Origin of the sequence: Nicoletella semolina, from assembly GCF_004345745.1 — a bacterium.
Lineage (GTDB): Bacteria > Pseudomonadota > Gammaproteobacteria > Enterobacterales > Pasteurellaceae > Nicoletella > Nicoletella semolina.
Window position 1 is genome coordinate 252,242 of sequence record NZ_SLXJ01000002.1, and the last position, 21,655, is coordinate 273,896.

Genomic DNA, 21,655 nt, shown 5'->3' on the forward strand with positions numbered 1-21,655 from the left:
ACGATAGAAGAGAAAATTAGAGGAGGAAAATGAGATTTTTGGGTCGAAAAGTTCTGTTTGGTAGAAAAAAGCAGCGTATACAGATAGGAATCAGTCAAAATGACAGGTATATCTGTCTAGTTTGTCAAGATGAGAGCGGTTTTCATTCAACTTGGTATGAAAAAATAGGAAAAGCAGAGCGTAAAAAATACGATCTTGACACACTAGTAAACAAAATAAGACCGCAAGCGGTGCGTTTTACTGAAAAAATTGCAATAGTCCATTGCATACCTTATGAATATATTTGGCGAAAGACATTATTTTTTCCAGTAAATCAGTCAAATGAAACATATTATCGGCAAATTATTCAATATTTAAAACAGGAAGTACCATTGAATATTGAAGATCTTTATTTTGATTATTACATGGAAAAGCTAGAAGAAAATAATGTAATAAAAGTCATTGTGTATGTTTTAAGAAAGGGATTTGCTGATAGTTTAAAGAATACGATTGGTGAGATCGTTTTAGATTGTGAAGCCTATTGCTTTATTCGTGGTATTCATTATTTACTTAGGAAAAATATTGAGTTTGATTTCAATTCAAATACAGAAGAGCGTTATTATAAATTTGGTGGAAAAATCATTCAGATTAATCACAATGGGGTAAAGTTATCTAATTGTACCAGTATTCGAAAAGGGGAATTAATTTCAATTGAGAAATATGCTTTTGAAAAAGACATCTTAGATCCACATCTTTACACTTTAGCACTAGGAGCGTGCTTATGGAATGGCAAGGGATAAATCTTTCTCATTATTACGAGAGAAAATGGGTAAGGAAAAATACGCTTTATTTATCAGGAGGTGGGCTAGTGTTGTTATTTTCTACTCTGCTCTTTTTTTTCTTACAAGTTATTATCGATGAGCGTGTCGAACAGATTCATCAACAAACTAAAATAATAGCAGAAAGACGTAATTTATTGTCTAAGCATAAAATAAATATTGAGCAATTGCAGCAGAAATATGTAAAGCAGAATAGCGATAATCAGCTACTATCACTTTCAAGTGTAGATTTCTTTATTCATTATTTAGAAAACTTTCCAGTTAAAGGCGTGGTAAGTTCTGTATTACTCTTTCATCAAGATGCAACAAAAATTAAAATTTCGGGTTCGTTTATTCATCAACAACAGCTGCATCTATTAGAAAATCAACTAAAGAAGAATATGCAAAAATACCATATTGATTATTTGCAAGGTAATCAAAATCATAAAATGGATTTTGGTGTAACTATTGAGGTTAATGATGAAAAAGTGGTTAATTAGCCTATATATTTCTCCTTCATCTATAGGGTATGTTTTTCTTATTTTTTTACAAAAATATTGGTGGGGGGTGTATGGTGTTTTGTGTCTTGTTATTATCTCATACCCACTTTATCAATCTATTTCTTATAGCCATAATATAGTGATAAATCAACAGGCATTAGATCAGTTAGAACAGGATATTCAACGAGAAGAGAAGCGACTTTTGGCATTAAATAAACATTATGTTAAAAATATTGATCAAGATAAGAATGTGGCAGATCTACATCATACAATTAATGAAATTATTATAAGAAATAACGCTAAAATTGAGCAGGTACAATGGTACGTAAACCGTAATTTAGAGGTGCAAATAAATGTACAACAAAAAAGTAAATTAATTTTAAATTTAATTCGTGATCTAAATCAGGTAGAAAATTTATCTTTTAAAGAGATTACTATCATAAGATTAAATAATCATCACCTTGTTCAATTAGATGCAATTTTAGTGGTTGCTGATTAATTTATGGAGAAATTCAATGAGAGTTATTTATTTACTAATCTTTTCCTGTGTAATGGGATCGACAAGTTATGCTTCTCCATTTTATGATGAAGAAGAATTAATTGAATTTTCTGATCAAACTACAACTAACCAAGAAAGCATTCGTCATAATCATTCTGTCGAACCTGCAGAAAAACAGAAAAAACTCACCGCTTGTAATTTACCTGATAATGTGAACATAAGGCAGATAAAAGATGATTTTGAGAGTCTAAGTTTAGTGGGAGTAGCAAAAATTAATCATATACCTCAAGCATTGTTTATTAATATGAAAGATAGACTAATTGGATTTAAAGTAGGTGATTATATTGAGAATGCATTTATTCAAATCGTAGATATCAATCTAAAACAAATCACTTATATTGATTGGGCTAATACACAAGATTGTCAATCACCTGACACGGTAACGATCAAATTATAGTGCTTTAGAAAAATGTGATTGGATAGGGAATAAAAAGGTATTGGAGAGATGTATGCGTTATTTTATCGTTTTATTGTTAATTTTTACTAATATAGTGAATGCAACACCGATTGCTTTAGTTTTGCGTAATGCACCCACTGCAGAGGTGATTTCTTATTTAAGTAATGAGCTTGAGAAAAATCTGATTATTGTTGATGAGATACCTGAAACAAAATTTATGCGAATAGAGGTCAATGATTTTAATGAAATGCTACATTCTTTTGCTAAATTACATAGTCTAGAGCTTAAGCAAGATAAAAATATCTATTATGTCCATCACAAGATTAAACAAGATCTAACAGAGATGGCATTTGAACCTGAACTTATTACAAAAACGATTCCTTTATATTATGCAAAAGCCTCGGAGCTAATTCATTCGCTGACAGAAGGTCAGGGAGGGGTAATTTCTGATGGAGGTTATATTCATTTTGATAACCGTAGTAATCGCTTAATTATACGAGATACGCCATATACAATTAAAAATATAACGGAATTAGTGAAACTTTTGGATAGACCGACAGAGCAAATTGCGATTGAGGCGAGAATTGTAACAATTAGTAGTGAAAATTTACAGGAATTGGGGGTAAGATGGGGTATTTTTTCACCTTCAGAATCACAACATAGATTTGCAGGCAGTTTGGAAGGAAATGGACGTGCGATAAATAATTTAAACATCAATTTTCCTGTTAGCCAAGCGGCTTCTGCGGTATTGCAAGTTGCGACAATAAATAGCCGTGTTTTAGATTTGGAATTAACTGCACTTGAAAGGGAAAATAGCGTTGAAATTATCGCTAGCCCTAGGCTATTGACGACGAATAAAAAGCAAGCCAGTATCAAGCAGGGTACAGAAATTCCTTATGCACTTTTAGATAAAAAATCAGAGATCAGTGATATTCAATTTAAAGAGGCGGTATTAGGTTTAGAAGTAACGCCACATATTGCAAAGGATAATCAAATTTTATTGGATCTGCTTGTAACACAAAATGCACCGAATAACCAAAATGGTATTAATCAATTAACGACAATTGATAAGCAGGAGTTGAAAACGCAAGTATTAGCAAAACACGGTGAAACCATTGTATTAGGTGGCGTATTTCAGCATTTGATTGCAAAAGGAGAAGATAAAGTCCCTATTTTGGGTAGCATTCCTGTGATTAAATATTTATTTAGCCAAAGTCGAGATAAAATTTCTAAGCGTGAATTAGTTATTTTTGTAACGCCTTATATTATTAAGCCTGATTTGCCAGTTTCCACTGAGAAAAATCAGCAAAAAGCTCGCCAACAAAGCTTACAGGCGAAACAAAAATAGTATGGAAAACTATAGGTGTATGCTAGAATTCTCGACTAACTTTGTTCTTTGATAAATTGAGGTTTTATGAAAATTTCTCCACGCCGCAGAGCTCGTGAATGTGCATTACAAGCACTTTACTCTTGGTATATTTCAAAAGATAGTGTTGAGCAAGTTGAGCTCGTATTTGTTGCTGATCAGGATATGAAAGGGGTGGATATGCCGTATTTTCGTAAATTATTGCGTGGTACGATTGAGAACATTGAGAGTGTTGATGATTTGCTACGCCCCCATTTTGATCGTTCAGAGACAGAAGTTGATCCGATTGAACGTTCATTGTTGCGTTTATCTGCTTATGAATTACGCTATGAGCTAGATGTGCCTTATAAAGTCGCCATTAATGAAGCCATCGAGGTCGCAAAGGTATTTGGATCTGACGATAGTCATAAATACATTAATGGTATTTTAGATAGACTTGCTCCAGCGTTAGGACGTAAGTAATTGCTTTTAGAAAAAGCAAAGAGGCAGAAGAAAATAGAGAACAGAGGTGAAAAATGGGTGAATTTGAACTAATTCGTACTTATTTTAAACAGTATGCAAAACAGCATTCTGATGTTATGTTGGGGATTGGCGATGATTGTGCGATTACATTGCTAAAACCTAATCAACGCCTTGTGACAACAACAGATATGCTTGTTCAAGGGACGCATTTTTTCCCTGATATTTCCCCTGCTGATTTGGCCTATAAAAGTGTTGCGGTAAATTTGAGTGATTTGGCTGCCATGGGGGCGAGGCCTCGCTGGATTTCTCTCGCTTTGTCTTTACCTCGAGTTGATTCGGTTTGGCTTGAGGCTTTTAGTCGTTCGTTATTTGAAATTTTAACGCAATATAATGTGGCATTAATTGGGGGAGATACCGTTAGAGGTGAATTATCTTTAACAATTACAGCCCAAGGCGTATTGCCGCAAGCGGTCGGATTATTGCGAAAAAATGCAAAAGTAGGCGACTGGATTTTTGTTTCTGGCTCGTTAGGCGAGAGTGCGGCGGGTTTAGATATTCTATTTCAATCGCCTCCGAAGCCACTGAGTGCCAGCCAGCAATGGTTAGTGAAACGTCATTTATCGCCTACGCCGAGGGTAGAGCTCGGGCAATTCTTAACTCAATTCTCTCAGTGTGCAATTGATATTTCCGATGGATTGCTTGCGGATTTAAGGCATATTTTGGAGCAAAGTCAGGTAGGCGCTGAAATTAGGCTTGAACAATTGCCACTGTCTGATGAGCTATTGGAAAATTATTCATTGGAACAAGCTGAAAAATTTGCTTTAACAGGGGGCGAGGATTATGAACTCTGCTTTACCGTTTCTGATGAACAAATGGCTTTATTTTCGCAGGCTGTGAAGCATTTTGATGTGTCTTGTCACTGTATTGGTCGAATCACGGCTAAGACAGGTAAGCTTGAGCTAACTAAGCAAGGAAAAGTGGTTTCAATTTCTTCTCAAGATGGTTTTCATCATTTTAATTAAAATCTATGAATTTAAAAAATCCTTATCATTTTCTAGCCTGTGGTTTTGGAGCAGGCTTGATTAAACCTGCTTCAGGTACTTGGGGATCATTGGTTGGTGTATTGCTTGCAATTTTATTGTGGAAACTCACCGCTTCGACATGGTTTTTTGTGTTATTAACAGCGTTATCTTTTTTATTCGGTTGCTATATCTGTCAAAAAGTGAGTGATGATATAAATAGCTATGATGATGGGCGGATTGTATGGGATGAAATCGTGGCTATATTCCTTATCTTCAGCTTTTTGCCAGAGCATAGTGGGCTGTTTTATTTACTCACTTTTATCTTCTTTCGGTTATTTGATATTGCGAAACCGTTTCCCATTCGCCGTGCAGATTTATCTCTAAAGGGCGGATTTGGCATTATGTTTGATGATATTTTAGCTGGCATATATACATTATTTTCTCTTTATCTGATTACTTGGTTAATTTAGTATGTGGACAATTTTTCTTTTACATATTGTAGGGCTAATTAGTCCTGGTCCTGATTTCTTTTATGTAACTCGCAAAGCAATGTCTGAAAGCTCTCGGAGTGCATTTTTTGCAAGTTTAGGTATTACATTAGGTGTTGGGTTTTGGACGCTGATTGTACTTTTTGGATTAGCTTTTATAAATAAAGTATTGCCTTCATTCCAATCTTTTTTGATGGTATTGGGGGGCGGCTATTTGGCTTATTCGGGACTAGGTATGGTACAAGTAAAAAAGAATGCAAAATGGGATAACAGTAGCTACACCGTCAAACATTACTCTGCTTGGGAGCAAATTCTCAAAGGACTAATGATTAATTTATCCAATCCTAAAATTGTTGTCTTTTTTAGTAGCGTGTTGGCAGGATATACTGCTCAATTAACTACTTTTTCTGAACTATTTGCTGTTTTATTTTTGCTTATATCAAGTTCATTGGCGTATTTTAGTTTGGTTGGCGTGTTATTTTCTCGCAAACCGATTCGAGATTTTTACGCTAAAAACAGCCGTTACCTAGATAATATTGCAGGTGTAATATTTATTTTATTTGGTTCAAAATTAATTTATGAAGGCTTTATCGCACTGATATAAAAAAGTAAAAATAGCAGGAGTTAAATGTGTTATTAATTATAGATAATCACGATTCGTTTACCTTTAATTTAGTCGATCTATTTCGGCAAATTGATGTCAAAGCACAGATTGTTTCTGTTGAGCAGCTAAATTTAGATGATGTAGATCAGTTTAGCCATATCTTGATCTCACCAGGTCCAGATGTGCCGAGAGCCTATCCGCAGCTATTTCAAATGTTAGAGCGTTATCATCAAAGTAAATCCATTTTAGGCGTATGCTTAGGGCATCAAACATTGTGCGAATTTTTTGGTGGTACGCTTTACAACCTCAATCAGGTACGCCACGGACAAAAGCGTCTGATTACACAGCACCAGCCTTTTCTCTTATTTAAGGGATTACCAACTCAATTTGAAGTGGGGTTGTATCATTCTTGGGCAATTTTGCAAAATTCACTCGAGAACTCACCGCTTACCGTAACTGCTACTTGTGATCAAAATGTCGTGATGGCGGTGAAGCATGATGAACTGCCGATTTATGGTGTTCAATTTCACCCTGAATCTTTTTTAACGGAATATGGTAAGCGTATTTTGCTTAATTGGTTAGCTTGAGCCTTGAAGCGTGAGGGATAAATGGTTGTGGATCGGCATTGGGTATAATTTCCATTTCAGGAATATCCCATTCCAGTCTTTCTAATTGACTTTCCTTTTTCTGTTCGTTTTTTGTCTCTTCTGCTTTTTCTTTCTCTTTTTCCAGCTCCGAGTGGCGAATTAAATCAAGTTGCTCTGGAGTAGGTTGATTAATAAGTAATTTACGTCCAATCTCTACACGAGGGTCGAGCCAAATAGCAAGAACGGCATCATTGAAATCTTGGTTAAACTCTTCTGGTATGACAGTATCATTCAAAATGAAATAGCCTTTTTCTTTGAGTGCGATGTAACTTAATAAATCATCTTTTTTGATATTAGGAATAATTTTGCGTAATCGATCAACAATATCGTCTTGCTCAGGCAATGTGATGCCTAGATTTGACCAAGAACGAGCAAGTGAAATAGCAAAATCACGTCCATCAACAGGTTTAGCATATTTTAACGTTAGCATTAAGGGGCGAGTATTCGGAGTATAACGCCCATCTTCGGAAAAGAGGGTGATATTGTAAATGGTGAATGGTCCCCAACTGTAGTCGGCGTCGTTAATTTTTTTCCAATTTGCAGAGACAATGCCGCTGCAAAATAGTAGGCATATTGCGATAATATTTGAATGAGACATTGTGAATCCGTTAGCAGAAAAAACAGAAAATGGGCGACCATTATAACGTGAATAATCGTTTTATTTTATTTCTTTTTCGGATTTAATTTTTTCTTTTGTGCCTTTCAGTAGATACAGGGAGGAAAATTTTTTGCAATTTTTTTCGTAAATTTTGACCGCTGCTGCTTGACAAAATGCGGGGGGGGGGGGGGATAATCTCCAGTTAAATCGGTATGTATTTGAAATACTGATTTTGTTTTTTCATAGAGTAAACCTGAAGCTCTCGCAAGTTTTCGCTTGTGAGAGCCTTTTTTCATTTTTAGCGGTTAGTTTTTTCAGTATTTTGCAGTGGTCTAAGATCGAGTTTTTTCATTAGCAGTTGGTCTTTATCCTCTTCTGGGTTTTCTGTGGTCAGCAGTTTATCACCATAGAAGATAGAGTTTGCCCCCGCCATAAAACAAAGTGCTTGCATTGCTTCAGGCATATCGCTTCTGCCAGCAGATAATCTGACATAACTTTTTGGCATCGTGATTCTTGCGACTGCAATCGTACGGACAAATTCTGTCCAATCTAAATTTGCGGCTTCCGCCAACGGCGTTCCTTCTACCTTGACTAATTGGTTGATTGGTACGCTTTCAGGCTGTGGGTCGAGATTGGCGAGGCTGGCGATAAGTCCTGCTCGCTCTGGACGTGTTTCGTTCATGCCGACAATCCCGCCGCAACAGATTTTTAAACCAGCATTTCGGACTTTGCCTAAGGTGTCCATTCGGTCATCGTGAGAACGTGTATGTACAATTTGGTTGTAACGTTCTGGGTCGGTATCCAAATTATGGTTGTAATAATCTAAGCCTGCGTCTTTAAGATTTTCTGCCATACCTTCTTCAAGCATACCGAATGTGCCGCAAGTTTCTAAGCCGAGATTTTTAACCGCGGTGATAATTTTTGAGACAACTTCAATATCTTTCGGTTTTGGTCCACGCCAAGCGGCTCCCATACAGAAACGGCTGGCTCCACGTGCTTTAGCAATCAGGGCTTTCTCAATAATTTCTTCGACTTCTAGCATTGTTTGGCGTTCCAGCCCTGTGTCATAGCGTGCGGATTGCGGGCAATATTCGCAATCTTCTGGGCAGCCACCTGTTTTAATCGAGAGTAGGGTTGAAAGCTGAATTTCCTGCGGATTAAAATGTTCACGGTGAATCTGTGCGGCTTTAAAAACTAATTCCATAAAAGGCATCGCAAATAGCTCTTCTACTTGGCATTTACGCCAGTATTGTGCGGTTGGGTGAGGGGTGAGTTCACTTTTTGCTTTAAGGCGAAGATTAAAAGTTGTCATTTTTTATCCTTTTCTTAGCAACACTTACCATACATCACTAGCTTCTACGGTATTTTGTATGCTGTTTTACTGCTTTTTTTATTTGGCGTGTGTTGGTGCGGCGGCGATTTTTAGATACATCAACTTTAGTTTCTGTTTCTGCATTTAAGCCAACGAGTTGTCGTAAATAGTTTACTTGCTCTAATCCCATTTCTTCCCAGCCGCCACGAGGTAAGCTTTTTTCTAATTTAATATTGCCGTAACGAATGCGGATCAGACGGCTGACCTGAATGCCTTGTGATTCCCACAAGCGGCGAACTTCACGGTTACGCCCTTCGGTTAAGGTCACATCAAACCATTGGTTAATGCCTGTTCCGCCCACCGCTTTAATTTGTTTAAATTGTGCAGTTCCATCTTCAAGTTGAACACCTTTGCGAAGGCGCTGCAGCATCGCTTCATCAACTTCTCCGAAGACACGGACGGAATATTCACGTTCGACTTCACGACTTGGGTGCATTAGGCGGTTAGCTAACTCACCGTCGGTGGTGAAAAGTAATAAGCCAGAGGTATTAATATCCAAGCGACCGACGGAAATCCAGCGTGATCCTGTTAAGCGAGGTAGACGATCAAAAACTGTTGAGCGTCCTTCAGGATCGGAACGGGTGCAAAGTTCTCCCTCAGGTTTGTAATACATTAATACTCGGCAGATTGCTTTTTGGGTTGGAATGAGACTAATTAGATTACCATCAATGCGAATTTTGGTGCTGGAGCTGACTTGAATTCGGTCACCGAGTGTCGCCATTTTTCCATCAACGCTAACACGTCCTTGTGCAATGACTTGCTCAATTTCTCGACGTGAACCTTGCCCTGCTCTGGCAAGGATCTTTTGTAATTTTTCACCAACAGGGCTTTTTTCTGTTTTTATATTCTTTTCCGTTTTTATATTTCTTGCTGCCGTTATTTTTTTCGCAGTCTGCACATTTTGCGAAGAAATTGACCGCTTGTTAGCCGTTCTTGATTTTGTGCTGCTGCGGCTGGCATTGTTGCTGTTACTGTTGGTGTGGTTGCTATTCGTGTTGTTAGTGTGATGACGAAATGTTTTCATTATAAAATTTCCTTATGTCGCTTTCACAAGCGTCAGATTTATGGTTATTCAAAAGGGCTTGGATCGCCAGAGCCTATGCGAATAATGTCAGGGTGAGATTGAGTGAGATCGATAACTGTAGTTGGAGATTGTCCTAGATAGCCGCCGTGTATAATAAGATCTACGGAATGTTCTAGACTCTCTCGAATTTCATCAGGGTTGGATTGTGTTTGTTCTTCGTTAGGTAAGATGAGTGAACAAGATAAAATCGGTTCGCCCAGTGCCTTTATGAGTGCTAATGCGATTAGGTTGTTTGGGACACGCAATCCAATTGTTTTACGCTTGGTGAGTAATCTGCGAGGGACGTCTTTTGTCGCAGGCAGAATAAAAGTGTAAGGATTAGGTACGTTATTTTTTATTAAGCGATAGGATTGGTTATCAACCAGTGCATAAGTTGAAAGCTCAGATAAATCACCGCAAATTAAGGTGAAATTATGGTTTTCAGGGAGCTTACGAATTGCCACTATTCTATCCATTGCGTGTTTATTGCCTAAGGCACAGCCTAGAGCATAACCAGAATCGGTAGGATAAACGATGACACCACCTTGCTTAATGATCTCGATTGCTTGGTTTATTAGACGCACCTGCGGATTGTCTGGGTGGATATAAAAAAATTGGCTCATAATTTAAGGTTGAAGATGACAAACAAATGGGAGAAAAATCAATGAAATAAGGACTAAATCAGCATTTAGTCCTTATTTGTTGTGATATTAAAGTTTTGCTGACAACATAGCTTCTAATTTTTCTTGATCAATCGCAAACTTGCGAATGCCTTCGGCTAATTTATCAACAGCCATTGGATCTTGGTTATGTTCCCAATAAAATTCGGCTTCTGTCAGTGGCGTTGGGCGAGCTTTTACTTCGCCTGTGTAGCTGAGTTTACGCTCAAGCGGTGCGTCGTTTTGTTGAAGCTCTTTTAATAATGCTGGTGCGATAGTGAGGCGATCACAGCCTGCAAGTTCGGTAATTTCACCAACGTTACGGAAACTTGCACCCATAACAATAGTGCTGTAGCCGTGTTGCTTGTAGTAGTTATAGATAGAGGTAACAGAAATTACACCAGGGTCTTGTGCAGGTTCATATTCTTTTTTATCGCTGTTTGCTTTATACCAGTCTAAAATACGTCCGACGAAAGGTGAAATTAAATAGACCCCAGCTTCTGCACAGGCACGAGCTTGTGCTTGTGAGAATAATAAGGTGAGGTTACAGTTAATGCCTTCTTTTTCAAGGATTTCTGCCGCTTTAATGCCTTGCCACGTTGAAGCGATTTTGATCAAAATGCGATCATTGCTGATACCAGCTTCGTTGTATAACGAGATTAATTTGCGTGCTTTAGCGATCGTTTTTTCCGTGTCGTAAGAGTAGCGAGCGTCCACTTCGGTTGAGATACGTCCAGGTACGATTTTCAAAATTTCTAAGCCGATATTCACGGCTAATTTATCTTCCGCATCAACTAATTGCTGTGCTTTGTCATCGCTCTTTGATTTTGCGTAAGCAATGGCTTCGTCAATTAATGAGGCGTATTGTGGCAATGATGAAGCACTTAAGATAAGAGATGGGTTAGTTGTTGCATCTTCGGGTTGATATTGTTTAATCGCTTCAATATCACCAGTATCAGCAACTACGACAGTCATTTGGCGTAATGTATCAAGTTGGCTCATATAATTTCCTCTTTGTATATGTAGAAAAGTTGGACACTATCATACCAGTAATTGCTTTAAAAACTCTAGAATTTTATGTCCTCAAATACGTTTTTGTTTCGTTTTCACTTTCTTTTTTCCCTGAAGAATGGCGAAAATGGTTGAAAGACGTAATTTGGGGGTAAAAAATAGTGTTGAGATAATATACAATGCCAGTGTGAATATTGGCAGCGATATGGCAGGAGGTGATGATGAATATCTTTGTCCTTGAGAATAGTTTTCTGCAATTAACCCTTTCTGATTTTGGTGCATCTTGGCTTTCGTGCAAGCTGAAGTTAGCCGCTGAGCAGCGAGAGGTGTTAGTGACGACCTCTGCAGAATATTGGCATAAACAGACCGCTTATTTTGGTGCGACGATTGGGCGTTATGCCAATCGTATTGCTCACGCCCAATATCAGTTAAATGGGAAGTGTTATAGGCTTGCTAAAAATAATGGTGAGCATAATTTGCATAGCGGTGGGCTGCATCTAGATAGCGGTCAGCAAGGGGCGGATCGCTGTGTATGGACGGTGCTGGAGCGATCCGCACAAGCGGTGAGATTTGGCAAAATTTTTGCAGAGGGTGAGCAAGGTTTTGGTGGAGAGGTTACAGCTACGGTGGAATATCGCCTTAATGGTAAGCAAGTGGAGATTTATTTCAATGCGGATACTAATGCCGACACGCCATTGAACTTGACCAATCACGCCTATTTTAATTTGCAAGGTTCGCCGACTGTACTGGAACATCAGCTTCAAATTTGGGCAGATTATTACTTGCCAGTGGGAACGGACGGCATTCCCAATGCTCCCCTTAGGGCAGTGGAAAATACTAGCTTTGATTTCCGTAAGGCGAAAAAAGTGGGAGCGGAATTACTTGCTGATGACGATCAAAAGGCGGTTAAGGGATACGATCACGCTTTTTTGCTTTCAAAGGTGGAAACATTTTCTGAAAATTCAACCGCTAGCCCTGCAAATGCGGTGTTGTCAGTGGCTGATTTAAGTCTTGAGCTTCGTACCTCAATGCCTGCGTTGCAGCTTTATACAGGCAACTGGCTGGCAGGGCAGCCAACACCAGCAGGTAAGCAATATGGTGATTATGCAGGTTTGGCACTTGAGCCTGAATTTTTACCCAATTCGCCAAATCAGCCTGAATTAGCCCAATTTGGTGGAATCACTAAAGCGGGTGAGCCTTATCAACATTTTATTTTTTATCAATTTAATTTCTAATTTTATTTTGCTCTCTTCGTTATGTGGCATTCTATTCGTCGATCTAGAGGAGAAGTGGTTTTTTATTCGACTTATTATTCAACGAACAAATTGCGAAAATCTTTAGGTGTGCCTAGATTTTCTTTGTGAAAAACAGCGTAGAGGTATTGTACTGATGGGTAGCCACAACTGTTGGAGACTTCTTGGATAGGCATATTGGTAAATTGCAACATATATTTGGCTTTTTCAAGTTTTTCTTCGTGGATTACCTGATGAATGGTTTTGTTCATTTCGGTGCGGAAGCGTTGTTCTAAATTGGAGCGGGAAACTCGCAGGTGATCTAATACTTGTTCGGTTTTAATCCCTTGGCAGGCTCGATGACGGATAAAGTGCATTGCCTGAATGACAAGTGGATCTCTTAATGAGCGGTAGTCGGTAGAGGCTCGTTGTTCCACTTTGTGCGGTGGTACGATAATAGATGTTTTACTAACCATTTTACCATTGAGCAACTGGTGCAGTAATTTTGCTGCTTGATAGCCGATTTGTTTCGTGCCTTGTGCCACTGAAGAAAGTGATACTCGAGAAAGAAATTGGATCAGTTCTTCGTTATCAATGCCAATTACACAAAGTTGGTCGGGAACAGCAATATTGAGGGCTTCGCAAGCTTGCAATAAATGTCTCGCTCGGGCATCGGTAACAGCGATAATACCTGTATGTGGCGGAAGAGATTTGATCCATTCGCATAGTTTGGCTTGCGTTTCGTCCCAATGGCTAGATTGAGTCTTTTCGCCTAAGTAAACAAAGCTCGGTAAATCGTGTTTTTGTATAAGTTGATTGAATGCATTAAGACGTTCATTCGCCCAATGCTTTTCGCTGTGAGTTAGTAAGCCATAAAATGCAAATTGGGTAATCCCTTTTTCTTTTAAATGCTGAAAAGCAAGTTCGACTAAGGCATAGTTATCGGTTGCTACATAGGGTACGGGAGGATAGTGGTTCGGATTTTGGTATGAACCACCTACAGCAACGGTTGGCACGTTAATATGCTTTAATTTTTCTACCGTTTCGAGATCGTCAAAATCAGCGATAATGCCATCAATTGCGAGACTTTCGATATTTTCTTTGTGGTAAACAAAATCATCTTCCACAAAAATATCCCACATACATTGCGAAACTTGAATATATTGCCCTATTCCTTCAATGACGCCACGATCGTAAACTTTATTTGCGTTAAAAAGTAAGGCAACTCGGAAAGTCGGGTTGTGAGCTTTTTCTCGCACGGCACGATTCTCCTCATTTATTTTATTTGTGAGATAACGAGAAAAATAGATAAAAGACTGCTCACCACAAAAAGAGCGGTCAGATTTTCCCTCATTTTTGCATATTAGGCTTTTTTCTTGCTCATCGTATCAGCCCATACTGCGAGCAACAAAATGCCACCTTTGACAATATATTGCCAAAAGGTTGGGACATCAAGCATACTCATTCCATTATCTAATAGGGCAATAATTAATGCCCCAATCACGACGCCATAAACAGAGCCGATACCGCCTGCTAAACTTGCTCCGCCGATGACACAAGCTGCAATCGCATCTAGTTCAGCATTTTGCCCAGCTGATGGAGCACCAGCACCAAGTCGAGAAGTTAAGATAAGTCCTGCAATAGCAACCATAAAACCGTTAATTGCAAAGATCATTAATTTTACTTTTTCAACATTGATACCTGATAATTTGGCTGCTTCAATGTTTCCACCAATAGCATAAATATGACGACCAAATGCGGTTTTTCTTGCCATAAACATTCCTGCTACAGCGAGAATCGCAAGAATTAGAACAGGGAATGGAATACCACGATAATCATTAAGTAAGTAAATTGCACCTAAAACACAAATTGCAAATAAACCATACTTCATAATTTCTTGGTTAATGGCTGGTATATTTAAATTTAAACGCTGGCGAGCTTTACGTTGGTAATTGCCCCAAAGAACGAAACATAAAATTGCCACGCCACCAAGCATTAAACCTATGGTGTCTGAGAGGTAGCTTTGCCCGATAGTTGTCATATCACTACTTACTGGTGAAATGGTCGTACCGTTGGTTAAACCAATGAGCATTCCCCGAAATGCGAGCATACCTGCTAAGGTAACAATGAATGATGGTACTTTTCGGTAAGCAACCCACCAACCATTCCACGTCCCGAGTAAGAAACCTAGTGCAAGTGTTATGATAATCGTAAGAGGTAAAGGCCAACTCCACCAAACATCAGCAATTGCAGCAAAACCGCCTAATAATCCCATCATTGATCCAACAGAAAGATCGATTTCAGCAGAAATGATGATAAACACCATGCCAATCGCCAAAACTCCTGTAATGGACGTTTGGCGAAGTAGATTTGAGATATTTCTTGCACTGAGGTAAGCCCCGTCGGTTGAGATTGTGAAAAATGCCATAATGACTACAATCGCAATCAGCATAATATAAACTTGCAAGTTTATTGATTTTAATTTTGACATAATTACTCCTTGAGTGCGACTTCCATCACTCTTTCTTGAGTGAGGTTATCGTTAATTAAATTCGCCTTTATCCGACCTTGGTGCATAACGAGTACTCTATCGCTAATGCCAAGAACTTCAGGTAATTCTGATGAAATGACAATAATTGCCACGCCTTCTTGAGCAAGGCGATTAATCAGTTTATAAATTTCATATTTTGCTCCCACGTCAATCCCTCGTGTGGGTTCATCTAAAATCAGAATTTGAGGTTTGAGTAATAGGCATTTTGCCAAGATAGCTTTTTGTTGATTTCCACCACTCAGTCGTCCAATAGCCAAATCAGGGGATGATGTTTTTACCTTTAATTTAGCAATGGATTGTTCAATAATGGTTTCTTCCAAGGCTTCATTAATCAATTGTTTACCAAAACAGTATTGCTTCAGTGAGGCAAGAGAGATGTTTTTGCCTACACTCATAATTGACACAATGCCGTGTTTTTTACGATCTTCTGGCACCATCACAATGCGATGAGCAATCGCTTGTGTACAGTTTTGAATGGTAATTTCTTGTTGGTTGAGGTAAATTTTTCCTCGCCACTTCCCTTGGTATGAACCAAATAAGCATTGCACCATCTCAGTGCGACCAGAACCAACAAGTCCTGCTACACCAAGTATCTCACCTGAATGTAGTGAAAAATTAGCATTGTCTACCCGCTTTATGTGAGTATTCACAGGGTGCCACGCTGTCAGATTTTCCACTCGAAAAATTTCATTACCAATTTGATGTGGTGCATGTGGGTAAAGTGAGGTAATTTCACGACCTACCATCATTGTGATGATGTCACCTTCACCCATTCCTGTCGCAGAACGAGTACCAATATGTTCCCCATCTCGAATAACACAAATTTTGTCAGAAATGGCTTTTACTTCATTTAATTTATGTGAAATATAGATACAGGCAATATTGTGTGCTTTTAAATCTTTAATGAGATTAAGTAAAATCTCCGTTTCTTTTTCGGTAAGTGAAGCCGTTGGTTCATCAAGAATAAGCAATCTAACTTGCTTATTAAGAGCTTTGGCTATTTCAACTAATTGTTGTTGCCCTAACCCTAATTCACCCACTTTGGTATTTGGATCAATATCAAGCTGTACTTGTTGTAATAATGTTTTACAACGTAAGTACATTTCATTGTCGTCAGTAATCCCCGAACGAGTCATTTCATTACCAAGGAACATATTTTCCAGAACACTCATATTCTTAACTAATGTTAATTCTTGATGAATGATTGAAATACCTTTTTCTTCAGTTTCCTTGATATTTTTAGCGGTCAGTTTCTCCCCTGAGAAATAGATTTCACCTTGATAATCTCTATGAGGGTAAATGGCACAAAGTACTTTCATTAAAGTTGATTTTCCAGAACCATTTTCACCACATAAAGAGAGGATTTCACCCATTTCTAAGGAGATAGAGATATTATTTAATGCGACAACTTCACCAAATTTTTTAGTGATTTGTTTCATTTCGAGTAAAGCCATATCTGACTCCTATTGGAAAGAGAGGACAGTGCGGTATTCCAGCCGCCCTTAATTTTGAAGATTATTTTTCAATTGCTTCTTTGGTATGGAAGCCATCTTTAATAATTGTGGCATCTACATTTTCTTTTGTAACTGCAATAGGCTCTAATAAGTATGATGGCACATCTTTTGAACCATTGTCGAGTTTCGCATTGCTTTCAGGTGTTTCACCTTTACCAAGCTGTACTGCTATTTCTGCTGCTTTATCGGCTAATTTCGTAATCGGCTTATAAACAGTCATTGTTTGTGTACCTGCTATAATACGTTTAATTGCGGCTAGGTCGGCATCTTGACCTGAAATAGCGACTTTACCAGACAAACCTTGGGCAGAAAGAGCTTGGATTGCACCGCCTGCAGTCGCATCATTAGATGCCACAACAGCATCAATGTTATTTTTGTTAGCGGTTAAGGCATTTTCCATAATTTGTAGTGCTTTTTCGGCTAGCCAAGAATCCACCCATTGATCGCCTACTACCTTGATTTTTCCGCTATCAATATGTGGCTGAAGCATATTCATCTGACCTTTACGGAAAAGTTTGGCATTATTATCAACGGGGCTGCCGCCCATCAGGAAATAATTGCCTGTCGGTTTTTGTTCAATGATACTTTTGGCTTGTAATTCGCCGACTTTTTCATTATCAAAAGACACATAAAAATCCAAATCCGCATTATTGATCAAGCGGTCGTAAGCTAACACTTTAATGCCTTCTTGTTTTGCTTCACTGATGATGTTACTTAATACATCGCCATTGAAAGGAATAATAACAAGTACATCAATGTTTTTATTGATCATATTTTCAATCTGAGAGATTTGGGTTGTGGCATCACCATTTGCAGATTGTACAAATACTTTTGCACCAAGACTTTCTGCTTTTTTCACAAAAATATCTCGGTCTTTTTGCCAGCGTTCTAAACGTAAGTCATCAATTGATACCCCAATAGTGAGATCTTTAGCTAATGCTGGTGTGCTGAATAAACTTAACGTAGTGATAGCTGAAAGTAAGGCTGTTTTCAGTTTCATAGAAATACTCCTTTCGAATATGCCATAAGAATTTGGGTGAGGATTAAAGATTAAACTCAATAATAGTTTGCAAGGGATAAATCACTTATTCAATTACGAGATTTTCTAATCTAATTATGTTTTTTCGTTTTTGTGAGCTAGCTCACATTAACGAATTAAGATAATCCAAAAAACAAAATTACATAATTGAACACAAAGTGAGATTGTTTGAGGATAACGCTGAAATTTATTTTGAATAGAGGAGAAAAACGATGGCTAGTTACTTCAATAATATTGCAAAAGTGAACTACGAAGGGGAAAGTTCTACCAATCCTTTTGCGTATAAACATTACAACTCAGAGCAAGTGATTCTTGGCAAAACAATGGCACAACACTTACGTCTAGCGGTCTGTTACTGGCATACTTTTTGCTGGAATGGGAGTGATATGTTTGGTGTAGGGGCATTGGATCGCCAATGGCAAAAAGTAGCAGATCCATTGGGCGGTGCAAAACAAAAAGCAGAGATTGCTTTTGAATTTTTCAGCAAATTAGGCTTGCCTTACTACTGTTTCCACGATGTAGATATTGCCCCAGATGCACCAACATTTAAAGAATATCAATATAACGTGAACACCATTGTGGATCTGTTGGCTCAAAAACAAGCAGAAACGGGCGTGAAATTATTATGGGGAACAGCAAACTGCTTTACTAATCCTCGTTATATGTCTGGGGCTGCAAGTAATCCAAATCCAGAGGTATTTGCGTGGGCTGCGGCTCAAGTTGTTAGTGCAATGGAAGCAACCAAAAAATTAGGTGGCGAAAACTATGTATTATGGGGTGGACGTGAGGGCTATGAAACTTTATTAAACACGGATTTAAAACGTGAACGTGAGCAGCTCGGTCGCTTTATGCAAATGGTGGTGGAACACAAACATAAAATTGGTTTCAAGGGAACCTTATTGATCGAGCCAAAACCGCAAGAGCCAACCAAGCACCAATACGACTATGATGTGGCAACGGTGTATGGTTTCTTAAAACAGTTTGGTTTAGAAAAGGAAATCAAGGTAAATATTGAAGCAAATCATGCGACATTAGCAGGACACACTTTCCAGCACGAAATCGCTTCTGCAGCGACCTTGGGGATTTTTGGTTCAATTGACGCTAATCGAGGGGATCCGCAATCAGGTTGGGATACTGACCAATTCCCAAATAGTGTAGAAGAAAACACGCTTGTGATGTATGAAATCCTCAAAGCAGGTGGATTTACCACAGGTGGTTTCAACTTTGATGCGAAAATCCGCCGTCAAAGTATTTATCCTGACGATCTTTTCCACGCACATATTGGGGCAGTTGATGTGTTAGCTCTCTCGTTTAAACGTGCAGCGAAAATGATTGAAGATGAAACTTTGCAAAAATTAGTCAATGCGCGTTATTCAGGTTGGGATTCTGATTTTGGTAAAAAAATTCTTTCTGGTTCAGCATCATTGCAAGATTTAGCGAATAAAGTGGCTGCGGAAGAACTTAATCCTCAACCTGTTTCAGGTCAGCAAGAATACTTAGAAAATCTAGTAAATAGCTATATTTATCGTTAATTGACAAGCGGTGTGATTTTTGCAAATTTTTACCAAAATCACACCGCTTTAAGGAGTACTTATGTATATCGGGATTGATCTTGGCACATCGGGCGTGAAAGTGGTGCTATTAAACGAGGAACAACAAATTGTGGCGAGTGCTAGCCAAAGTTTACCGATTTCTCGTCCTCAACCTCGTTGGTCGGAGCAAGATCCGCAAGATTGGTGGAATGCAGTTGATACGGCAATGTTGGCGTTATCACAGCGAACAGATTTGTCAGCGGTAAAAGCGATTGGCTTAACAGGGCAAATGCACGGTGCAACGTTACTCGATAAGGCTGATAACGTGATTTCACCCGCTATTTTATGGAATGATGGACGCAGTGATGTTGAATGTGCAGAACTGGAACAACTTGTACCAACCTCTCGTCAAATTACAGGCAATGTAATGATGTCAGGTTTTACTGCCCCAAAATTAAAATGGGTAGCGAAAAATCAACCTGCTATTTTCAGCCAAGTGGCAAAAGTGCTATTACCGAAAGATTACTTACGCTTAGCAATGACGGGCGAATATGGTTCGGATATGTCAGATGCTTCAGGTACAATGTGGCTTGATGTTGGCAAACGTGATTGGAATAAAGATTTATTGAACGCTTGTGGACTGGATTTAGATAAAATGCCTACATTATTTGAGGGAAATCAAATCACAGGCTATTTACGCCTAGAACTTGCGAGTCATTGGAAATTAAATACCGTGCCTGTTGTGGCTGGTGGTGGTGATAATGCAGTTGGAGCAATTGGCATAGGTTTACACCAAGCAGGGCAAGCAATGCTTTCGCTTGGTACTTCAGGGGTTTATTTTGTCGTGACGGATCAATTCCACGCAAATCCAGAAAAAGCGGTACATAGTTTTTGCCACGCTCTACCAAATCGTTGGCATTTGATGTCGGTTATTTTAAGTGCTGCATCGGCAGTGGATTGGGCAAAAAATATGACAGGTATGCCTGATGTGGCAACATTGTTCCAACAGGTCGAAAAAAATACCGCTTATTCTGAGGCAATTTTCCTACCTTATTTATCTGGTGAGCGAACACCGCATAATGATCCTTATGCGAAAGGTATTTTCTGGGGATTAGGGCATAATGATAATGCGATAACACTTACACAAGCGGTCGTGGAAGGCGTCAGTTTTGCAATGGCAGACGGTATTGATGTTCTGCACGAAACAGGTGTAAAAGCGGATAATATCGCTTTAATTGGTGGCGGTGCGAAAAGTGCCTATTGGCGACAGTTGTTAGCAGACATTACTGGGAAAACGTTTGAGTACCGCACAGGGGGCGATATAGGACCTGCATTAGGGGCAGCGAAATTAGCTCAAATCGCTTTAAATCCGAGTGTAGACATTGTCACTTTATCCCAACATCTCAATTTAGAAAGTGTTTATGAACCAAACTTGGTAAAAACGGCAATCTATGCAGAGAAACGAGCAAAGTATCGGGAAATTTATGCTAGATTAAAAGGGTTATAACCAAAGCGTTCTAAAATAAAATCCTTTTTACAAATAAAAATAGTCGAACCTTAGAATAGTGGTTCGACTATTTTTTATCAAGAATTAGGGTGCCTTCCATAAATTAGATAATTTTCGTAAAGCAATATATTGTTTTTTGTTAGTACTACAAAGGAAAAATAATTCTATAAATTATAATAGGAGGGATTTAGCAGGATTAGCATACCTAAGTATGCACGTTTCTTGATAGGAAAAAAGTAGCATAAGGGAGTTAAAACAGACTGCTTATAAAGCACCAAGCGGTTAGTTTTGTGTTAAAAGTTGTCAATTTGCTCAAAAATTGTATGAACAATAAATTTTTAATGTTTTTTTGCAAAAATAGGTTGCATAGATTTTGAATTTACCTATAATGCACGGCACACAACGACGCACTGTTGTGCTTGATGAGATTTGAGATAGCGGTGCGTCGTTGTTTTTTGCTCTTTAACAAAGAATCAGACAATCTGTGTGGGCACTTGTTTGGGTTAGTTTAGATATATAATTGAATATTTTGAATATAACTTAATAGGTGCTTGAACTAGAAATTCATATTTTATGTATGTTTATTGGTGTGTTTATACTATTGATAGATAATACATAGAAAAGATAATGTCAGGCAGATATTGAGCGATTGAACTTTTAAATTGAAGAGTTTGATCATGGCTCAGATTGAACGCTGGCGGCAGGCTTAACACATGCAAGTCGAACGGTAACAGG

Annotated in this window: 22 protein-coding genes and 1 rRNA gene; 14 read left to right on the forward strand and 9 right to left on the reverse strand. The window is 38.5% G+C overall.

All coding sequences use genetic code 11. The features are described 5' to 3' along the window. Nucleotides 1-29 precede the first annotated feature (29 nt). The 10 genes from EV693_RS02620 (at nt 30) to EV693_RS02665 (ending at nt 6,782) form a co-directional block, all read left to right on the forward strand. On the forward strand, nt 30-779 hold the full coding sequence (locus EV693_RS02620) for a hypothetical protein (RefSeq protein ID WP_132500839.1): 750 nt from the start codon (nt 30-32) through the stop codon (nt 777-779). Continuing rightward, nucleotides 761-1,297: a hypothetical protein gene (locus EV693_RS02625; protein ID WP_132500840.1), complete on the forward strand. Its 537-nt coding sequence runs from the start codon at nt 761-763 to the stop codon at nt 1,295-1,297. The genes EV693_RS02620 and EV693_RS02625 overlap by 19 nt, the downstream gene beginning before the upstream one ends. Next, nucleotides 1,278-1,796: a hypothetical protein gene (locus EV693_RS02630; RefSeq protein ID WP_132500841.1), complete on the forward strand. Its 519-nt coding sequence runs from the start codon at nt 1,278-1,280 to the stop codon at nt 1,794-1,796. Before EV693_RS02625 ends, EV693_RS02630 begins: the two co-directional genes overlap by 20 nt. A 16-nt stretch (nt 1,797-1,812) precedes the next feature. Further along, entirely contained in the window at nt 1,813-2,253 is a 441-nt protein-coding gene (locus EV693_RS02635; RefSeq protein ID WP_132500842.1) for a pilus assembly protein PilP, read from the forward strand. 52 nt (nt 2,254-2,305) lie between these two features. Further along, nucleotides 2,306-3,601, forward strand: coding sequence for a type IV pilus secretin PilQ (gene pilQ / locus EV693_RS02640; protein ID WP_132500843.1), 1,296 nt, complete (start codon nt 2,306-2,308; stop codon nt 3,599-3,601). A 66-nt stretch (nt 3,602-3,667) separates the two neighbouring features. Continuing rightward, a complete protein-coding gene (gene nusB / locus EV693_RS02645) occupies nt 3,668-4,081 on the forward strand; it encodes a transcription antitermination factor NusB (protein ID WP_132500844.1) in 414 nt (137 codons plus the stop codon). 53 nt (nt 4,082-4,134) lie between these two features. Then, entirely contained in the window at nt 4,135-5,103 is a 969-nt protein-coding gene (thiL, locus tag EV693_RS02650; RefSeq protein WP_132500845.1) for a thiamine-phosphate kinase, read from the forward strand. Nucleotides 5,104-5,108: 5 nt separating this feature from the next. Continuing rightward, complete coding sequence (locus EV693_RS02655; protein ID WP_132500846.1) at nt 5,109-5,573, forward strand: phosphatidylglycerophosphatase A family protein; 465 nt, start codon at nt 5,109-5,111, stop codon at nt 5,571-5,573. 1 nt (nt 5,574) lies between these two features. Beyond that, the gene (locus EV693_RS02660) at nt 5,575-6,195 is read left to right on the forward strand and encodes a LysE family transporter (protein WP_132500847.1); all 621 of its coding nucleotides are present in this window, start codon (nt 5,575-5,577) and stop codon (nt 6,193-6,195) included. Between the two features lie 26 nt (nt 6,196-6,221). Beyond that, nucleotides 6,222-6,782, forward strand: a complete 561-nt coding sequence (locus tag EV693_RS02665) for an anthranilate synthase component II (protein WP_132500848.1) — start codon at nt 6,222-6,224, stop codon at nt 6,780-6,782. On the opposite strand, the gene EV693_RS02670 is transcribed toward EV693_RS02665, so the two are convergent. The 5 genes from EV693_RS02670 to tal form a co-directional block, all read right to left on the reverse strand. Continuing rightward, nucleotides 6,766-7,440 carry a chalcone isomerase family protein gene (locus EV693_RS02670; RefSeq protein WP_243694547.1) on the reverse strand — a complete coding sequence of 225 codons (675 nt, stop codon included), beginning with the start codon at nt 7,438-7,440 and terminating at the stop codon, nt 6,766-6,768. The two genes, EV693_RS02665 and EV693_RS02670, sit on opposite strands and share 17 nt — an antisense overlap. Nucleotides 7,441-7,738: 298 nt before the next feature. Further along, entirely contained in the window at nt 7,739-8,752 is a 1,014-nt protein-coding gene (gene bioB, locus EV693_RS02675; protein ID WP_132500849.1) for a biotin synthase BioB, read from the reverse strand. Between the two features lie 37 nt (nt 8,753-8,789). After that, nucleotides 8,790-9,836, reverse strand: a complete 1,047-nt coding sequence (gene rluB / locus EV693_RS02680) for a 23S rRNA pseudouridine(2605) synthase RluB (RefSeq protein WP_243694548.1) — start codon at nt 9,834-9,836, stop codon at nt 8,790-8,792. Nucleotides 9,837-9,880: 44 nt separating this feature from the next. Continuing rightward, nucleotides 9,881-10,498, reverse strand: coding sequence for an L-threonylcarbamoyladenylate synthase (locus EV693_RS02685; RefSeq protein ID WP_132500850.1), 618 nt, complete (start codon nt 10,496-10,498; stop codon nt 9,881-9,883). A gap of 87 nt (nt 10,499-10,585) precedes the next feature. Then, a complete protein-coding gene (tal, locus tag EV693_RS02690) occupies nt 10,586-11,536 on the reverse strand; it encodes a transaldolase (RefSeq protein ID WP_132500851.1) in 951 nt (316 codons plus the stop codon). A 230-nt stretch (nt 11,537-11,766) separates the two neighbouring features. On the opposite strand from tal, the gene EV693_RS02695 reads away from it, so the two are divergent. Continuing rightward, nucleotides 11,767-12,780, forward strand: a complete 1,014-nt coding sequence (locus EV693_RS02695) for a galactose-1-epimerase (RefSeq protein WP_132500852.1) — start codon at nt 11,767-11,769, stop codon at nt 12,778-12,780. 74 nt (nt 12,781-12,854) lie between these two features. On the opposite strand, the gene EV693_RS02700 is transcribed toward EV693_RS02695, so the two are convergent. The 4 genes from EV693_RS02700 to xylF form a co-directional block, all read right to left on the reverse strand. Continuing rightward, a complete protein-coding gene (locus tag EV693_RS02700) occupies nt 12,855-14,036 on the reverse strand; it encodes a XylR family transcriptional regulator (RefSeq protein WP_243694549.1) in 1,182 nt (393 codons plus the stop codon). Nucleotides 14,037-14,140: 104 nt separating this feature from the next. After that, nucleotides 14,141-15,268, reverse strand: a complete 1,128-nt coding sequence (locus EV693_RS02705; RefSeq protein ID WP_132500853.1) for a sugar ABC transporter permease — start codon at nt 15,266-15,268, stop codon at nt 14,141-14,143. A gap of 2 nt (nt 15,269-15,270) precedes the next feature. Next, on the reverse strand, nt 15,271-16,782 hold the full coding sequence (gene xylG, locus EV693_RS02710; RefSeq protein ID WP_132500854.1) for a D-xylose ABC transporter ATP-binding protein: 1,512 nt from the start codon (nt 16,780-16,782) through the stop codon (nt 15,271-15,273). 61 nt (nt 16,783-16,843) lie between these two features. Further along, nucleotides 16,844-17,842 (reverse strand): D-xylose ABC transporter substrate-binding protein, encoded by a 999-nt coding sequence (gene xylF / locus EV693_RS02715; RefSeq protein WP_132500855.1) that lies wholly within the window; start codon nt 17,840-17,842, stop codon nt 16,844-16,846. A 251-nt stretch (nt 17,843-18,093) separates the two neighbouring features. Between xylF and xylA the strand changes: the two genes are divergently transcribed. The 3 genes from xylA to EV693_RS02730 all read left to right on the forward strand — a co-directional run. Continuing rightward, the gene (xylA, locus tag EV693_RS02720; protein WP_132500856.1) at nt 18,094-19,413 is read left to right on the forward strand and encodes a xylose isomerase; all 1,320 of its coding nucleotides are present in this window, start codon (nt 18,094-18,096) and stop codon (nt 19,411-19,413) included. Nucleotides 19,414-19,474: 61 nt separating this feature from the next. Further along, entirely contained in the window at nt 19,475-20,920 is a 1,446-nt protein-coding gene (gene xylB / locus EV693_RS02725) for a xylulokinase (RefSeq protein WP_132500857.1), read from the forward strand. A gap of 659 nt (nt 20,921-21,579) precedes the next feature. Beyond that, nucleotides 21,580-21,655: ribosomal RNA gene (locus EV693_RS02730) — 16S ribosomal RNA — on the forward strand; the annotation flags it as partial.

Bases quoted from the DNA above. Each gene is read 5' to 3' on its own strand.
- xylF (WP_132500855.1), bottom strand. From the start codon at position 17,842: ATGAAACTGAAAACAGCCTTACTTTCAGCTATCACTACGTTAAGTTTA.
- xylA (WP_132500856.1), top strand. From the start codon at position 18,094: ATGGCTAGTTACTTCAATAATATTGCAAAAGTGAACTACGAAGGGGAA.
- EV693_RS02625 (WP_132500840.1), top strand. From the start codon at position 761: ATGGAATGGCAAGGGATAAATCTTTCTCATTATTACGAGAGAAAATGG.
- nusB (WP_132500844.1), top strand. From the start codon at position 3,668: ATGAAAATTTCTCCACGCCGCAGAGCTCGTGAATGTGCATTACAAGCA.
- bioB (WP_132500849.1), bottom strand. From the start codon at position 8,752: ATGACAACTTTTAATCTTCGCCTTAAAGCAAAAAGTGAACTCACCCCT.
- rluB (WP_243694548.1), bottom strand. From the start codon at position 9,836: ATGAAAACATTTCGTCATCACACTAACAACACGAATAGCAACCACACC.
- EV693_RS02685 (WP_132500850.1), bottom strand. From the start codon at position 10,498: ATGAGCCAATTTTTTTATATCCACCCAGACAATCCGCAGGTGCGTCTA.
- EV693_RS02635 (WP_132500842.1), top strand. From the start codon at position 1,813: ATGAGAGTTATTTATTTACTAATCTTTTCCTGTGTAATGGGATCGACA.
- EV693_RS02620 (WP_132500839.1), top strand. From the start codon at position 30: ATGAGATTTTTGGGTCGAAAAGTTCTGTTTGGTAGAAAAAAGCAGCGT.
- EV693_RS02660 (WP_132500847.1), top strand. From the start codon at position 5,575: ATGTGGACAATTTTTCTTTTACATATTGTAGGGCTAATTAGTCCTGGT.
- EV693_RS02670 (WP_243694547.1), bottom strand. From the start codon at position 7,440: ATGTCTCATTCAAATATTATCGCAATATGCCTACTATTTTGCAGCGGC.
- pilQ (WP_132500843.1), top strand. From the start codon at position 2,306: ATGCGTTATTTTATCGTTTTATTGTTAATTTTTACTAATATAGTGAAT.
- EV693_RS02655 (WP_132500846.1), top strand. From the start codon at position 5,109: ATGAATTTAAAAAATCCTTATCATTTTCTAGCCTGTGGTTTTGGAGCA.
- tal (WP_132500851.1), bottom strand. From the start codon at position 11,536: ATGAGCCAACTTGATACATTACGCCAAATGACTGTCGTAGTTGCTGAT.
- xylB (WP_132500857.1), top strand. From the start codon at position 19,475: ATGTATATCGGGATTGATCTTGGCACATCGGGCGTGAAAGTGGTGCTA.
- EV693_RS02695 (WP_132500852.1), top strand. From the start codon at position 11,767: ATGAATATCTTTGTCCTTGAGAATAGTTTTCTGCAATTAACCCTTTCT.
- xylG (WP_132500854.1), bottom strand. From the start codon at position 16,782: ATGGCTTTACTCGAAATGAAACAAATCACTAAAAAATTTGGTGAAGTT.
- EV693_RS02705 (WP_132500853.1), bottom strand. From the start codon at position 15,268: ATGTCAAAATTAAAATCAATAAACTTGCAAGTTTATATTATGCTGATT.
- thiL (WP_132500845.1), top strand. From the start codon at position 4,135: ATGGGTGAATTTGAACTAATTCGTACTTATTTTAAACAGTATGCAAAA.
- EV693_RS02630 (WP_132500841.1), top strand. From the start codon at position 1,278: ATGAAAAAGTGGTTAATTAGCCTATATATTTCTCCTTCATCTATAGGG.